This window comes from Hymenobacter lucidus (assembly GCF_020447265.1).
In the GTDB taxonomy this organism is placed as follows: Bacteria; Bacteroidota; Bacteroidia; order Cytophagales; family Hymenobacteraceae; genus Hymenobacter; species Hymenobacter lucidus.
In genome coordinates, this window is sequence record NZ_JAJADR010000003.1 from 19,753 (window position 1) to 34,958 (window position 15,206).

General features: G+C 61.7%; 11 protein-coding genes. 5 read left to right on the plus strand and 6 right to left on the minus strand.

Annotated elements, in window-relative coordinates:
* The first annotated feature begins 142 nt into the window (after nucleotides 1-142).
* Entirely contained in the window at nucleotides 143-775 is a 633-nt protein-coding gene (locus LGH74_RS11660; RefSeq protein ID WP_226175865.1) for a hypothetical protein, read from the plus strand.
* 149 nt (nucleotides 776-924) lie between these two features.
* Here LGH74_RS11660 and LGH74_RS11665 read toward each other — a convergent pair whose 3' ends face one another.
* From LGH74_RS11665 to LGH74_RS11680, 4 genes are all read right to left on the minus strand, one after another.
* Entirely contained in the window at nucleotides 925-2,796 is a 1,872-nt protein-coding gene (locus tag LGH74_RS11665) for a glycoside hydrolase family 13 protein (RefSeq protein ID WP_226175867.1), read from the minus strand.
* A gap of 169 nt (nucleotides 2,797-2,965) precedes the next feature.
* Nucleotides 2,966-3,826 (minus strand): NAD(P)-dependent oxidoreductase, encoded by an 861-nt coding sequence (locus tag LGH74_RS11670; RefSeq protein WP_226175869.1) that lies wholly within the window; start codon nucleotides 3,824-3,826, stop codon nucleotides 2,966-2,968.
* A 103-nt stretch (nucleotides 3,827-3,929) separates the two neighbouring features.
* Nucleotides 3,930-4,517 carry a GDP-mannose pyrophosphatase NudK gene (gene nudK / locus LGH74_RS11675; protein ID WP_226175876.1) on the minus strand — a complete coding sequence of 196 codons (588 nt, stop codon included), beginning with the start codon at nucleotides 4,515-4,517 and terminating at the stop codon, nucleotides 3,930-3,932.
* A 153-nt stretch (nucleotides 4,518-4,670) separates the two neighbouring features.
* Complete coding sequence (locus LGH74_RS11680; RefSeq protein ID WP_226175878.1) at nucleotides 4,671-5,858, minus strand: THUMP domain-containing class I SAM-dependent RNA methyltransferase; 1,188 nt, start codon at nucleotides 5,856-5,858, stop codon at nucleotides 4,671-4,673.
* A gap of 203 nt (nucleotides 5,859-6,061) precedes the next feature.
* On the opposite strand from LGH74_RS11680, the gene LGH74_RS11685 reads away from it, so the two are divergent.
* The 4 genes from LGH74_RS11685 (at nucleotide 6,062) to LGH74_RS11700 (ending at nucleotide 12,226) form a co-directional block, all read left to right on the plus strand.
* Nucleotides 6,062-7,468 (plus strand): sugar MFS transporter, encoded by a 1,407-nt coding sequence (locus LGH74_RS11685; RefSeq protein WP_226175880.1) that lies wholly within the window; start codon nucleotides 6,062-6,064, stop codon nucleotides 7,466-7,468.
* A gap of 161 nt (nucleotides 7,469-7,629) precedes the next feature.
* Complete coding sequence (gene murB, locus LGH74_RS11690) at nucleotides 7,630-8,664, plus strand: UDP-N-acetylmuramate dehydrogenase (protein WP_226175881.1); 1,035 nt, start codon at nucleotides 7,630-7,632, stop codon at nucleotides 8,662-8,664.
* A gap of 148 nt (nucleotides 8,665-8,812) precedes the next feature.
* Nucleotides 8,813-9,799, plus strand: coding sequence for a fibronectin type III domain-containing protein (locus LGH74_RS11695; RefSeq protein ID WP_226175882.1), 987 nt, complete (start codon nucleotides 8,813-8,815; stop codon nucleotides 9,797-9,799).
* Nucleotides 9,800-9,937: 138 nt separating this feature from the next.
* Nucleotides 9,938-12,226, plus strand: coding sequence for a phospholipase D-like domain-containing protein (locus LGH74_RS11700; RefSeq protein ID WP_226175883.1), 2,289 nt, complete (start codon nucleotides 9,938-9,940; stop codon nucleotides 12,224-12,226).
* A 76-nt stretch (nucleotides 12,227-12,302) separates the two neighbouring features.
* On the opposite strand, the gene LGH74_RS11705 is transcribed toward LGH74_RS11700, so the two are convergent.
* Nucleotides 12,303-12,779 carry a hypothetical protein gene (locus LGH74_RS11705; RefSeq protein WP_226175884.1) on the minus strand — a complete coding sequence of 159 codons (477 nt, stop codon included), beginning with the start codon at nucleotides 12,777-12,779 and terminating at the stop codon, nucleotides 12,303-12,305.
* Between the two features lie 3 nt (nucleotides 12,780-12,782).
* Nucleotides 12,783-15,206 (minus strand): endonuclease MutS2, encoded by a 2,424-nt coding sequence (locus LGH74_RS11710; RefSeq protein ID WP_226175885.1) that lies wholly within the window; start codon nucleotides 15,204-15,206, stop codon nucleotides 12,783-12,785.

Consider the following 15,206-nt stretch of genomic DNA (forward strand, 5'->3'; position numbering starts at 1 on the left):
GCGATACGCGGGCAATAGGCGCAGCCGGCCTCGGCTGCCGGGCGCAAAGTACGCTGATTTGGGACTGGCTAAGCGCCAGGACTGGCTTTGGAAGTTGCGGAGGGCATAGCGCAGGTTGGGGCTTTCCGTGCTATCTAGCCCCATGAAGAAGCTGGCACGCCTGCGCACCGGGCTCCGATACCTTGCCGCGGGCAGTACTACCCTGCTGGCCGCGCTGCTGCTGGTCGTGTTTGTGACCGGGGATTTCGGCGCGACGCAATACCTGCTCAACCGCGCCGAAGCCCGGGCGCTGGCCCACCAGTCTACCAGGCTCGACCAGCTGGGCCTACGCGCCTTGTACCAGGCTATGCAGCTCACCAGCCTGATTCGGTACCCCCGAGCGGCGGAGTATCTGCGCTACTACTGCAGCGGGCAGGGCGACACGCTGCGCTTTGATGCGGCTCCTTTGCTGGGTAACCCGCAAGTGCAGCTGGCGCTCCGGCAGCACAAGCAGGCCATTACCTTCCGCCACCAGCCGCCCACCAATCCCCGCCACCACGTCGTGCGCCATACCAACCTGGACCTGTACTACGCTTTCGACCTGCTCTTTATCAAAACCAAACCGGGCCGAGTAATATTCTACGACCAGTACTACTTCCAGCCGCTGGCCCGCAAGTCCCGCACGGCCTTTCAGGTCGGCAACATTCGCTTCAAGCTCAATGACGGCCTGATTCACGTGGCGTATCCACGGGCCAAGATGTTCGTAACCTATGGCGAAGCCCGGGTCGGTGGCTAAATCTATCCTGCCGGGAAAGCCGTTTTTTTAAGCTGGCCGTATTTCCAATACCCTTTTACACGGCTGGTTTTGCAGAAACAAAAAGCCCCGCTACCGGCTGGTAGCGGGGCTTTTTGCGTTTGGGTGTAGCGCGAACTACAAAGTTCGCGTTACTTGGCCAGCTCCAGTACCAGGGCGGTTTTGGCCGGCAGCTGCAGCGTCTTCAGGTCGCTGAGGGTTTCGCCACTGAGCACGTTGCGGGCTTTGCTGAAGCCGGTCATGCGCTCTACGAAGCGGGCCGTAGGCAGCGCAGCGGGCTTATCGGTGGCGTTGGAGGCTACCATCACGGTGCCCGAGGCGTCGTAGCGGAAGTACACGTAGAGGCCGTTTTCGGGCAGGTACTGCATCAGCTTGCCGCTGTGCAGGGCCGGGTGGCTTTTGCGGTAGGCAGCCAGGGTTTTCACAAACTGGAAGGCTTCGTTTTCTTTGGCCGAGCGGCCGGCGGCGGTGAACTTGTCTTCTTTGTCGCCGGGCCAGCCGCCGGGAAAGTCCTTGCGCACCTCGGCGTCGGTGGGGTCCTTGAAGTTTTTCATCAGGATTTCGGTGCCGTAGTACATGCTCGGAATGCCGCGGGTGGTGAGCAGCCAGGTGAGACCCAGCTTGAACTTGTCGAAATCCTCGCCTACTTCGGACAGGAAGCGGTTGTGGTCGTGGTTGTCGATGAAGGTGACGAGCTTGGTCGGGTCCTGGTACACCGCATCCTGGGCCAAGGCTTGGTAGAGGCGCTGGGGGCCGCCGTCCCAACCGGTGGCGGCGGGCGTGCCCACTTCCTTCAGAGCGGCCAGCATGGCGCCTTCCACGATAAAGTCGAGGCCGCCGGGCTGGTTGGACTTGAAGGGAAAGTCAATCTTGTTGCGCACGTAGTAAGCCTGGTCCACGATGCTGCTCACCGACGACTCGCCGAAGATGTGGATTTTGGGGTATTCGGCCAGCAAGGCCGCGTTGCAGCGGTTCATGAAGGGCTGGTCGTTATACATATAGGTGTCGATGCGCCAGGCATCCACCCCGAAGGTTTCCACCGACCAGATGGCGTGCTGAATCAGGAAGTTGGCTACGTAGGGGTTCTGCTGGTTGAGGTCGGGCAGGAAAGGCACAAACCAGCCGTTGAGCGTCACCTGCCGGTCAATCTGGGCGGCGTGGGGGTCGGTAATGGGCTGCTGCTTGTAGCTGGTATTGGTGTAGCTGGGCCACTGATTGAGCCAGCTTTTCATAGGCAAATCCTGCACAAACCAGTGGGTGTTGCCGATGTGGTTGTACACCGCATCCTGCACCACTTTCAAGCCGGCGGCGTGGGCCTGCTGCACGTAGGCCTTGTAAGCCGCATTGCCGCCCAGGCGCCGGTCCACGGTGTAGTGGTCGGTAAAGCCGTAGCCGTGGTAGGAGGCGCGCATGGTGCCGCCCTCGCTGGTCAGGGGCTGGTTGTTTTCGATGACGGGTGTAAACCACACGGCCGTCACGCCCAGATCCTTGAAGTAGCCGATGCGCTGGGCCGCGCCCTGCAAGTCGCCGCCGTGACGCAGAAACGGGTTGGCGCGGTCGGCGCTAGGGTCGCGCAGGTCGGCAAACTTATCGTTACCGGGGTCACCGTTGGCAAACCGGTCGGGCATGGCCAGGTAAATCAGGTCGGCCTGGGTCACGCCCTGGGCCTTGGGGGCGTTGTCGCGGGCGCGCAGCTCCCACTTCTGGGTAACGGTGGTAGCGCCCTTTTTGCCCACGATGCTCACCGTACCGGGCTTGGCGGTGGCGGTAATGGTGAGGTCCAGGAAAGCGTAGTTGGGGTTTTCGACGGTGCTGGTTTTGGTCAGTTTCACGCCAGGGTAAGTGATGGTGTAAGTGAGCGTGCCGGCCTGGGGGCCGTGAATGAGCAGCTGCACAGTACCGTTTTTCATGCCCACCCACCAGTTGGTCGGGTTTACGCGGGTAATGGACTGGGCGCGGGAAAGCAGCGGGAGCAGCAGGGCCAGCAGGAGAAGTCTTTTCATGCGGGAGAGTGGTGGGGTTGGGAGAGGCGCGTAAGTTAGAGGATAGGCCGGCAAAAGAAAGAACGTCCTGCCGAGCGCAGGCTCAACAGGACGTTCGTCAGCAGTACCCGGAACGTTTCAGCTTGCCGGCCCGTTGGCCGGCAAAACCCAGCAGCCGGACTGCATTGCCTTACTGACGCTCCAGGTGCTTGAGGATGGCAATTACATCCTCTTCGCCCAGGGCAGGCTCCGCCTGCTGAAAGGTCTGAACCACTGTTTCGGCCAGAGGCGTGGTCAGGCCCTCGGCCTGGGCCAGGCGCAAATCCTTGGCCAGCAGCTTCAGGGCAAAGGCCGCCTGGTAGTTATCGGCCAGCACGGCCTCGCCCTTGAGCTTGAGAAAGACGCTACCCAGGGCACTGTCGGCAATCAGGGCGGTCAGGTCTTCGGTTTTGAGCTGGTGCTGCCGGGCAAACAGCAGCGCTTCGGCTAGGCCCTGGGCCTGAAAGCCCAGCAGGGTGTTCATGGCCAGCTTGGCCAGGTTGCCGTTGCCGGTGGGCCCCAGGTGGCGGGCCTGCTTGCCCAGGTGCGCAAACAAGGGCTGGGCCTGCGTAAAGCCGCTTTCCTCGCCCCCAACCATAATCACCAGCTGGCCCGTTTCGGCCTGTTTCACGCTGCCCGACACCGGGGCATCCAGGTAAGTGTGCCCCTGAGTTCGGCTCAGGTCGGCCATTTCCCGGCTGACGCCCGGCGAGACGGTACTCATGTTGATCAGCAGCTTGCCGGGGCCCGGCGCCTGCAACAGCCCGGCCGGCCCCGTAAACAGCTCCCGCACCGCCTGATCATCCGACACCATCAAAAACACGACTTCCACTGCGGCCAGCAAGGCCGCCGGGGAAGTCGCCACAGTAGCTCCGGCCTCGCGCAGGGTGACAGTCTTTTCCGGACTTCGATTATAAACGGCCACGGGGTAGCCCGCATTCAGCAGCCGCTGCGACATAGGCGTGCCCATGTTGCCTAGCCCAATCCAACCAATAGGGGTCAATGCACTCATTGTAATTCGGTGTTCTGGAGACAATAAAACAGGTGTGCTTGCTATACAAGCCAGCCCTGGATTAGTTGCCCCACTCCCGGCCACCGGCCCCGCAGACGAGGCTTTAGTCCAGCAGGCGGTTGAGCTGCACGTACTGGAGCAGCATGATGGTTTTGCCGTCCCGGATTTCGCCAGTCTGCATCATGCCCACGGCCTGCGCGAAGGGCAGCTCCAGCACCTCAATGTTTTCCTGCTCCTCGGCCACTCCCCCGCCGTGGTGTACGCGCTGTTCCTCGGCATACTCGGCCACGAAGAAGTAGAGCAGCTCCGTAACCGAACCCGGCGACATGTAGGCTTCGAATACTTTCTGCACGTTGCGCACCCGGTAGCCGGTTTCTTCCTCGGTTTCGCGCCGGATACAGGCTTCCGCGTCATCCTTGTCTAATAGCCCGGCGCAGGCCTCAATGAGCAGGCCGGTTGCATTGCCGTTGAGAAAGGTCGGCATGCGAAACTGCCGGGTGAGCACCACGGTTTTCTTCTGCGGGTTATAGAGCAGAATTACGGCCCCATTACCCCGGTCGTAGGCTTCCCGGCTTTGGGCAGCCCCCCATTGCCCATCCGCGTGCCGTAGCGAAAAGGTGATTTTGCGCAACGTAAACCAGTTGTCGGAAAGAACTTCAACCGCGGTAGTCTTGACTTCGGGAATGTGCATAGCAGGAATGAAGTAACTAAGAATGCTGGTCAGAAGCCGCCGTTCCACTTTATGAATAACCACCCTAGCGCGCCACAGTATAAGAATACCACTGTGGTAGAGATGCTTCGGTCCCGCTCAGCCTGTTGGTCTGATAGCCAAAAGGAAATGGTGCTACTCCGGCTTCGAGACTTTGCGGGTGCCCTGGTACAACTCGTACTTCAGCAACCGGCAGTCGATGGGGCCATTGAACAAGGGAATGCGGCGGGAGGCTTTCAACCCCACACGCTTGGCCGCTTCCAGGTTGCCGGTAAACAGGTACGCGTCGTAGCCCTGGAAGCTGGTTTTGAGCGTGTCGCCGATGGTTTTGTAGAGCGCCTCCATCTCCGTTTCTTCCCCGATCCGCTCACCGTAGGGCGGGTTGGATACCACAATGCCGGCCGGCTCATTCTTGGGGGCCTGGGCGTCTTTCACGTCGCGCACGCCCAGGCGGATGTAGTCCTCCAGGTCGGCGGCGGCCACGTTTTCGCGGGCCAGCTCGATGAAGTCGCGCGAGAGGTCGGAGCCGGCAATATAGGCCTGGGGCTCCTCGATGCGGGCACTGCGGGCATCCATCAGCACCGAGTCCCAGAGGGCCTGGTCGAAATCGGCCCAGTTCTGGAAGCTGAACTTGCCCTGGTGGTAGAGGCCGGGCGCGATGCGCTGGGCAATGAGGGCGGCCTCGGTGAGCAGCGTGCCCGAGCCGCACATGGGGTCGATGAAGGGCCGCTTGCCGTCCCAGCCGGTGAGCAGGATGATGCCGGCGGCCAGGGCCTCGTTGAGCGGGGCCACGTTGGTGTTCTGGCGGTAGCCGCGCCGGTGCAGCGAGTCACCGCTGGCATCGAGGCTGAGCACCACGTCGTTCTCAATCATGTGCAGGTGCAGCCGGATATCGGGCGTTTTCACGTCCACGCTGGGCCGGGAGCCGGTGCGGTTGCGGAACTGGTCCACAATGGCATCTTTGGTGAGCTGGGCCACATACAGCGAGTGCTCGAAGGTGGACTTATTGACGACGGCCGTGATTGCGAAGGTCTGGTCGGGCCGGATGTACTCGCTCCAGTCGATGCGGCCCACCTCGCGGTAAAGGCCTTTCTCATCCCCCGCGTAGAAGCCGGCGAAGGGCTTGAGGATGCGCACGGCGGTGCGGCACCACAGGTTGGCCTCGTAGAGCAGCTGCTTGGTGCCCGTAAATTCGATGGCCCGCTGCCCTACTTTCTCAATTTTGGCCCCCAAAGCCCGCAGCTCCTGGGCCAGCACTTCTTCCAGGCCAAACTGGGTGGTGGCGGTCATAAAGAAGGTGGAGTCGCGGCGGTTTTCGGACATGAGGCAGGGTGGTTAAGAAACTGGAAAGGCCCAAAGGTCGGGGTTTTCGATGGGTATCCCGGCCCGGGCCGCGCTAATTTGCCCTGGCGGCCGGCCCCCCGGGCCGATGAGGCTGGCCGGGGAGGCCGCGCCCCCTGAGGTGCTTCGCCCGAATTCTTATCTTTAAGGCCCGCTATTTTCCCCAGTCCTCCCTTTTCGCCCGCATGGCCTCTCCCCTTACCTCCGCTTCGGCTCCCGCTACCAGCACCGCCCCGGCCCGCTCCTACGTGGGCCCGATGCTGCTGATGACCACCCTGTTCTTCCTGTTCGGGGCCGTCACCAACTTCAACGACGTGCTGATGCCCTACCTCAAGGACGTGTGCCAGCTCACCGATCTGCAGTCGTCGTTGGTGCAGTCGGCTTTCTTCGGGGCCTACTTTCTGATGTCGTTGCCGGCGGGCCGGGTGCTGGAAAAAATCGGGTTTAAGCGCGGTATCGTGCTGGGGTTACTGGTTATGGCCTTCGGGGCGCTGCTGTTTGTGCCAGCGGCCAACTCCCGCACCTTCGGTCTGTTTTTGCTGGCGCTGAGCCTGTTGGGGGCGGGCGTGACGCTGCTGCAAGTGGCGGCCAACCCCTACGTATCGGTGCTGGGGCCGGCCCGCACGGCGGCCAGCCGGGTGAGCATCGTGGGCGTGGCCAACGGGCTGGGCGGCACCATTTCGCCCCTCATCGGCGGCCTGATTCTGTTCGGCGGCTCGGCCGTGCTCAAGGCCCAACTGGCGGCCCTGCCCCTGGAGCAGCGCCTCACTCAGGAAGCAACCTTGGTAAAGCCGCTCTACCTGGGCCTGGCGCTGTTTCTGGCGCTGCTGGCGGTACTGTTTTTCCTGGTGCGCCTGCCCGAAATTGAAAGCATTCCGGCTGAGGAAGAAGCCGCGCTGGCTGCCGAAGCCGGCACCGCCGGCCGCCGCTCGGCCCTCGACTACACGCATCTGGTGCTCGGCATCGGGGCCATTTTCATGTACGTGGGCGTCGAAGTAGGCCTGGGCTCGTTTCTCATCCGCTACGGTGAAAGCCAGAATATCAGTCAGCTCAGCGGCTTCACCCAGCAGCTGGTGCGGGGCCTGAGCGTGGCTACCGGCTGGGCCGGCGCCCTGTTTGGCCACGCCCCCGAGCCCATCGACACCAACACGGGCTTTACCAAGGCCGTGGGCGCGGTGCTGGTATCGTCCTACTGGTTTGGGCTGATGGTGGGCCGCATCATCGGCATTCCGCTGCTCAGCCGCTTCAATGCCCGCAAGCTGTTGGTGGGCGTGTGCGCGGCCGGCACCTTGTTCGTGCTGGCCTCCATCTTCAACCACGGCGAAACGGCCCTCTGGCTGGTGGTACTCTGCGGCTTGTGCAACTCCATTATCTGGCCCGTGGTGTTTCCGCTGGCTATTACCGGCCTGGGTAAGTTCACTAAGCAGGGCTCGTCTTACCTGATTATGGCCATTGTGGGTGGGGCCATCATTCCACCGCTTATGGGCTGGGTGGCTACCAACGGCGGCGGCCTGCGGGTGGCGTTTATCCTGCCGGCGCTGTGCTACGCCTATTTGCTGTTTTACAGCCTGCGTGGCTACCGGGTGCGGTAGAGCGGTCTGACTTTCTTCACTCCAAAGCCCACTGGTTCAGCCAGTGGGCTTTTTCTTTTCGGGCGAAGTATACCACCTTCTGCTTGTGCAAACCGGCGCCACCACGCCCACAACAGGCAAACATCTAACTTTGCTGCTTCACGCATTTCTTCTGCTTTCCTATGGCTTCGGCTCCCGCTCTCGAACACAACGTCTCGCTGCTGCCCTACAACACCTTCGGCATCGACTCAAAGGCCCGCCTTTTCGCCCGCTTCCGCTCGGTGGAGGAGCTGCGGGCCCTGCTGGCGCTGCCCGAAGTGCAGCACACCGAAAAGCTGGTGCTCGGCGGCGGCTCCAACCTGCTCTTCACCCAGGATTTCGACGGCGTGGTGCTCAAAAACGAAATAACCGGCCTCCAAATCATTGCCCAGGATGAAGCCCAGGATACGGCTTTGGTGCGGGCCGGAGCCGGCGAGTCGTGGCACGGAATGGTGAGCTACGCTTTGAGCCAGAACCTGAGCGGCATCGAGAATCTGTCGTTGATTCCGGGCACGGTGGGGGCCGCGCCGCTGCAAAACATCGGGGCTTACGGGGCCGAACTGAAAGACACCTTCGACCACCTCGAAGCCGTGGAAATAAGCACCGGGCAGCTGCGCACCTTTACCCACGAGCAGTGCGGCTTCGGCTACCGCGAAAGTGTGTTCAAGGGCCCCCTGCGCAACCAGTACATCGTCACGGGCGTGGTACTGCGGCTGCGGCGCACCCACCAAGTCAACGTCAGCTACGGGGCTATTAGCACCACACTGGCCGATATGGGCATCGAAACCGAGCCCACGCCCCACGACGTGAGCGAGGCCGTCATCCAGATCCGGCGTAGCAAGCTCCCTGACCCGGCCCAGATCGGCAACGCGGGCAGCTTCTTCAAAAACCCGGAAATATCCCAAACCCGCTACGACGAGCTCAAGGCCCGCTACGCCGATCTGCCCGGCTACCCGGTGCCCGGCGGCGTGAAGGTGCCCGCCGCCTGGCTCATCGAGCAGTGCGGCTGGAAAGGCCGCCGCTTCGGGGCCCACGGCGTACACGACCGACAGGCCCTGGTGCTGGTAAACCACGGTGGGGCGCAGGGCAGCGCCATCCGCGACCTGGCCCACGAAATTATTGCCTCGGTGCGGGAGAAATTCGGCATTGAGCTGCACCCCGAGGTTAACATTTTGTGAGACTGCCTTTCTTTTTCCGCATTCCTGACGAGTTAGCTCAGTCAGACCGGCTTTTTATGCGAAATCCGTAATGCAATTAGGCTGGAAATAAGCATATTTGTGTTTTACAAGCTGGCCTGATTCTCACCACCTGTTGCTTTTTAGCCTGATGAAAACCGTTACTCTTCTCGCGCTGCTCGTTGGCGGCGCAACCGCTGCTTATGCCCAGGCACCGGCCACAATTTCGGCGGCCCGCACGGCCGGCCCGGGTGCTACCGTTGTTATTCGGGGCACGGTGAACAATGGCCCCGAGCTGGGCGGCCTGCGCTACGTGCAGGATAAGGACGCAGGCTTGGCCGCCTATTCGCTGAATGCGGCCGGCTTCTCTTCTTTGGTGCTAGGCGACAGTGTAGAGCTACGCGGTACGCTGAAAAACTACAACGGCCTGCTGGAAATGGACCCGATTTCCTCGGTGAAGGTGCTGGCCAAAAACCGCCGCCTGAGTATCGTGGAGGTGCCGGCCGCCGAGCTGGCCAAGGTGTTTGCCGAAACCTACGAGGGCCGGCTGGTCAAGATCAAGAATGCCTCGACCATCACGACCCTGAACGGCTCGGCCCTAACGGCCATGAACGCCAACAGCAACTACCTAATTAATGGGCAGAAAGGCGCCCAGATCCGCATTAACTCCGCTTCCAACGGCGACAACGGCCTGGTGGGCAAAGCCGTACCAACCGGCGAATTCGACCTGGTGGGTGTTGTCAGCCAATTTGCCCCCACCGGCACCGGCGGCTACCAGATTCTGCCCCGCCTCTACACCGACCTGATCCTGGGCGGCGGCCTGCCCAACGTAATGGGGGAGCCCGTGCCCACGGAAATGAGCCGCACCGGCTTCACGGTGAACTTCCAGACCCAGAACCCCGGCGACACGAAGGTGGAGTATGGCAAAACCTCGGCCCTGGGCACGGTAGTGGCCAACGCCACGCCTACCACCAAGCACAACATTGCCCTGACCGACCTGCAGCCCGGCACGGTATACTACGTGAAAGTATCGTCGACCAACGCCATCGGCACCTCCTCGTCGCCGGCCGTGCCCATGATTACGGACACCAAGAAACGCTCGGCCCCCCGCGCCCGCAGCACCGACGGCGCTGAATAGTCGGCCCGACGGAACTACCCTCACCGCGTGTTGCTTAGCCAGTAATCTGGCCGGCTAGCTAGCTGGCAGTCACCTGCTTGCCAGGACCCACCCATTTTCCTGCTGCCCGTTTTTTCTATTGCCTCCTACCCACATTTCATGAAAAAATTTACTCTTTTGGCCCTACTTGCTCTCGGGGCAGGTGTGCGGCCGGCATTCGCTCAAACCGTGGAAACCATTGCCTCGGCCCGGACCAAAGGTGTGGGCGCCACGGTAGCCGTGCGCGGCACCGTGTCCAACGGCGCGGAGCTGGGTGCCATTCGCTATTTGCAGGATAAGGAAGCCGGCCTGGCCGCCTACTCCACCACGGCCGCTTTCGGCGCCCTCGTGGTCGGCGACAGTGTGGAGGTGCGCGGTACGCTGAAGAATTTCAACGGCATCCTAGAAATGGACCCCGTGACGTCGATAACGGTGCTGGGGCAGAACCGGCCGTTGAGCGTAGTGGAAGTGAGCGTAGCGCAGGCGGCCTCGCTCTACGCCGAGGCCTACGAAGGCCGGCTGGTGCGCATCAACGACAACACCAGCGTGACTACCGCTACCGGCACCGCCGTAAGCGTATTTACGGGCAACACCAACTACCTGCTCAACGGCCAAGCTACGCTGGTTATGCGGCCCAATACGGCCTCTACTGGCGCCGCCGGCATTGTGGGCAAGCCCGCTCCTACCGGTCCGTTCGATATGATTGGCATCATGAGCCAGTTTTCCACGACCGGCACCGGCGGCTACCAGCTGCTGCCCCGTCTCTACGCCGACTTCGTGCTGGAAGGCCCCAAGATTCTGAATGGCCCCACGCCTTCGGCCCTTGGCCGCAACAGCTTCACGGTAAACTTCGGAACCCAGTTTGCCGGCGACACGAAAGTAGAGTACGGCACCACGCCGGCCCTGGGCACGGTGCTGACCAACGCCGCCGCTACGACTACTCACCAACAGACCATTACGGGTCTGCAGCCTGCCACGGTGTACTACGTGCGGGTGTCGTCAACGAATGTGAACGGTACTTCCAATAGCGGAATCGTACCCATGATTACGGTTTCGAACTCGACTGGTAAGATCCGGAACTACTTCAACAGCTCCGTAACGACTAGCCTGGCCCTGCCCGGCAACGCGGCCGTGTACCTCAACAACACGGTGCCCGATACGCTGGCCCGCTACATTGACCGCGCCGCGGAAACCATCGACGTGGCCATCTACAACTGGGACAACCAGACTATTGCTGATGCCCTAAACCGGGCTCAGGCCCGGGGTGTGAAAGTGCGCCTGGTATACGAAGCCACCAATGCCAACCGCAGCCTACCCCTGCTGAACGCCGCTATTCCGCGCACCGGCCGCGACTCCGACAGCGACGCCAGCAACCGGGGTATAATGCACAATAAATTCGTGGTTATCGACGCCAACAGCACCAACCCGAACCGCCCTTGGGTATGGACCGGCTCGACCAACTGGACGCCCGCGCAGCTGTTTACAGACCGCAACAACGTAATTGCCATGCAGGACCAGAGCCTGGCCCGCACGTACACGATGGAGTTTGAGGAAATCTGGGGCTCGTCGACGATGACGCCCGGCACGGTGCTATTCGGCAACCGCAAAACGGACAACACCCCGCACTTCTTCCTCATCGGCGGCTCGCGCGTAGAGTCGTGGTTCAGCCCCACCGACAACGTAAACGCCCGCCTGCTGGAAACCATCCGCACGGCCGACAACGACCTGCACGTAGCCACGATGCTCATCACGCTAAGTGAAATCGGCCAGACGATTCGGGACCAGGTGCAGCTGCGCAACATTGCCGGCTGCTCGGAAGCCCTGCTCAACGACACCTCCAACACCGGCACCGGCGCTATCTTCCGCACCATCAAAACGGCCGTCGGCAACCGAATCATGGTGAAAAACACCAGCGGCATTATGCACCACAAAACCCTGATTGTAGATGCCGGCGCGTCGCAGTCGGACCCGACGGTATTCGTGGGCTCGCACAATTGGAGCCTTTCGGCCAACACCACCAACGACGAAAACACGCTCATCGTCCACGACCCGCTCGTAACCAACCGCTACTACCAGGAGTTTGCCAGCCGCATTGCCGAGCAAAACCGCGGCGTAGTGGTGTGTAACCTGGTGCTGTCTAACAGAACGGCCACGGTACAGCAGTCCTCGGTGCAGGTGTATCCCAACCCGACCACCGGCAAGTTTAAGCTGCGCGTGGAAGCCAGCAAGGCCCGCACGGCCGCCATCACCCTGCGCGACGTAACCGGCCGCGTGGTACTAAGCCAAACCCAGCCAATCGGTGCGGGTGAGGAAGTGAATGTGGATGCCTCTAGCCTCGGGGCCGGCCTCTACATGGTCCAGATTGTAACTCCCGAATCGACGCAGGTAAGCCGCGTGGTGGTGGAGTAATCCTCACAGCAGCTAACCCCCCAAAAAAAGCGACTCCCGGAATCGGGAGCCGCTTTTTTTGGGTTATACCTAGCAATTAGGTGAGCGAAGTAAGCTGAAAGCTGCGCTCCAAATCCCGCTTCAGCAACCCGGTAGATGCCCGATGCAGCACCCACAGTGAACCGCTGCCCAGCGCCCAGAAAACGAAGCTGAAGCCGAGATGCAGCCAGTGTGTTTTCCCCAGATCCATGAAACCGGCCAAGGCTGCTACCAGCGTAATTCCCCAGAACAAGGGCTGCAGCGAAGGGGCCGCATACACGGTTAGCATCACTGGCACTCCGGTGGCGGCGGCCCCGATTTCGAGCGTAGCCCGCTGCTTTCCGGAAAAGCGCAGTCCTCCCAGCGCCACCAACGGGGCCACTTCGAGCACCACTGCCGACTGCCAGTTGGCCGAATACGCGTGCGGATGCAGCGGCCCACCCTGCCGGGCGATAAACTCATCGGCCGAAGCACGCAGGGCCTCGGCCGACAGGTTGCTCTGGTAAGCAAAATGCTGGGGCTGGCTGACAAACATCGGCTACTTCAGCACGGCTACCGTGGCCCCGTCGCCGCCCCGGTCGGCGTGCTCGTCGGCCACGCTGGCGGCGGCCCGCACCCGGTGCAGGTAGTCGCGCACCACCTGGCGGAGCACGCCGTTGCCGCGGCCATGCAGGAACTTGATTTCGGGAATACCCAGCATCACCGCATCATCCACGAAGGCCATTACCTTTTGCAGGGCATCTTCGGCCCGCTCCCCCCGCAGGTCGAGCACAGGGCTAAAGTTAGCCATGCGCCCGGTCAGGTCCATGCCCAGGCTGGCCGACGAGCTGAAGCTGGCTTTTTCGGCCTTCTTCTCCCGCTCCCGGATTTCGGCCCGGCCCACCTTTTCCAGCTGGCTGGCTTTCACAATGGTTTTCATGCCCCCAAACAGCACCTCGGCCGTTTTGCCCTTGATGCTGATCAGCTCGCCGTAGCCATCCTGCCCGATAAGGGCCACTTTGTCGCCGGCTTTCAGCGTGGCCGCGTCGGCCAGCTCGCGGGTAGCTTTGGCCTTGGGCGGCTCAATCTGGAGCTTTTCGCGCACGAAAGTGTCGAGCTTCTGGCGGGCATCCTTGGTGCGCTCCTTATTGGCCTGCCCCACCCTGATTTCCTGGATAGTGGCCTCAATCTGCTGATTGGTGTCTTTCAGCAACAGCTTGGCCTTGGCCTTAGCGTCGCGCAGCACTTCGAGCGTCGTATCGTCGAGGTACTTCTTGAGGTCCTGGTATTCCTGGGCGGCTTTTTTCATGCGCCGCTCGGCCTTGGCGGCTTCGGCAGTGCGCAGCTCCAGGTCGGCCTTTTCCTTCTCCAGGCCTTCCAGCAGCCGGTCGTAGCGAATTTTGTCCTTACCCACGAGCTGGGTAGCCCGCTCCACGATTTGCTTGGGCAAGCCGATTTTGCGGGCAATTTCGATGGCGAAGCTGGAACCGGGCTTCCCGATTTCGAGGCGGTAGAGGGGCTGCAGCCGCTCGGGGTCGTAGCGCATGGCCCCGTTCACGATGCCGGGCGTGCGCTCGGCAAAGTTTTTCAGGTTGGTGTAGTGGGTGGTAATCACGCCGAAAGCCCGGGCCCGGTTGAGCTGGTCTAGTACGGCTTCGGCAATAGCCCCGCCCAGCACTGGCTCGGTACCGGTACCAAATTCGTCGATGAGCACCAGGCTGCGCTTGCCGGCCAGGGTCACAAACTGCTTCATACTCAGCAGGTGCGACGAGTAGGTACTCAGGTCATTTTCCAGGCTTTGCTCGTCGCCGATGTCGAGGAAAATATCGTCGAACACGCCGGCCTCCGAACCATCACCGGCCGGAATGAGCAGGCCGCACTGCAACATGTACTGCACCAGACCCACCGTCTTCATACTCACCGACTTACCTCCGGCATTCGGCCCCGAAATCAGCAGCATCCGCTGGTCGGGGTTCAGCTCGATATCCAGGGGCACCACCTCGCGGGGGCTGTCCTTGAAATGCTCCTTGAAAGTGAGGTAGAGTAGCGGGTGGCGCACCTGCTTCCACTGAATCAGCGGGCGGGCGTGCAGCGTGGGCAGGGTAGCTTCGAGGCGGCCGGCCAGCAGCGCCTTGGCCCGAACGAAGTCGAGCAGGCCCAGGTACTGGTAGGCCTTGCGCAAGTCCGGAATGTGGGGCCGCAGCTGGTTGGTGAGGGCCGTCAGAATGCGGATCAGCTCGCGCTGGTAGGCGTTTTCAAGGTCCTTGATGTCGTTGTTGAGCTCAAAAACGGCTTCCGGCTCGATAAACACCGTCTGCCCCGAGGCCGATTCATCGTGAATCAACCCCTTGACGCGGCGCTTATGCTCGGCAATGACGGGCAGCACCAGCCGGCCGCCCCGAATGGTGGGCTCGGCGTCGCCGGGCACCCAGCCCTCAGATTTGGCGTGGCGCAGGATGCCCGCAATCTGCTTGCGCAGCATACCCTGCCGGTTTATCAGCTCCTGGCGCAGCTGCGACAACAGCGGCGAGGCATTGTCGCGCACCTGGCCTTCGTCGTCCACCACCTTATCCAGGGCCGCCAGTAGGTTCCGGTCGACCTGCACGCCGATGCCCAGCAGGCGTAGCGTGGGATATAGGCTTTCCTCGGCGTGTGTGAAGAAGGTAAGCGCCTGCCGGATAGTGCGCAGCGACATTTTCACGGCGAAAAACGCCGACACGTCGAGGTAGGCGCCGGGCAGGCTGGCCCGCACCAGGTGCGGGTGCACGTCGTGATAGTGCTGGCTGGGGAAGTCGGCACCCGACTGCAGCAGGATGCGGAATTCGTCGGTTTGCAGCAGCAGCTTTTCCAGCTGGTCGTGCTTGCTTTGGAACTGCATTTTGGCCACAAACTGGCGGCCCAAGGCACTCAGGCACAAGCCTTCCAGCATCTCGCGCAACTGCGCGAAGCCGATTTTCTGCTCGAAATTATTGGGAAGAATCAA

Bases quoted from the DNA above. Each gene is read 5' to 3' on its own strand.
- murB (WP_226175881.1), top strand. From the start codon at position 7,630: ATGGCTTCGGCTCCCGCTCTCGAACACAACGTCTCGCTGCTGCCCTAC.
- LGH74_RS11680 (WP_226175878.1), bottom strand. From the start codon at position 5,858: ATGTCCGAAAACCGCCGCGACTCCACCTTCTTTATGACCGCCACCACC.
- LGH74_RS11695 (WP_226175882.1), top strand. From the start codon at position 8,813: ATGAAAACCGTTACTCTTCTCGCGCTGCTCGTTGGCGGCGCAACCGCT.
- LGH74_RS11685 (WP_226175880.1), top strand. From the start codon at position 6,062: ATGGCCTCTCCCCTTACCTCCGCTTCGGCTCCCGCTACCAGCACCGCC.
- LGH74_RS11705 (WP_226175884.1), bottom strand. From the start codon at position 12,779: ATGTTTGTCAGCCAGCCCCAGCATTTTGCTTACCAGAGCAACCTGTCG.
- nudK (WP_226175876.1), bottom strand. From the start codon at position 4,517: ATGCACATTCCCGAAGTCAAGACTACCGCGGTTGAAGTTCTTTCCGAC.
- LGH74_RS11670 (WP_226175869.1), bottom strand. From the start codon at position 3,826: ATGAGTGCATTGACCCCTATTGGTTGGATTGGGCTAGGCAACATGGGC.
- LGH74_RS11660 (WP_226175865.1), top strand. From the start codon at position 143: ATGAAGAAGCTGGCACGCCTGCGCACCGGGCTCCGATACCTTGCCGCG.
- LGH74_RS11665 (WP_226175867.1), bottom strand. From the start codon at position 2,796: ATGAAAAGACTTCTCCTGCTGGCCCTGCTGCTCCCGCTGCTTTCCCGC.
- LGH74_RS11700 (WP_226175883.1), top strand. From the start codon at position 9,938: ATGAAAAAATTTACTCTTTTGGCCCTACTTGCTCTCGGGGCAGGTGTG.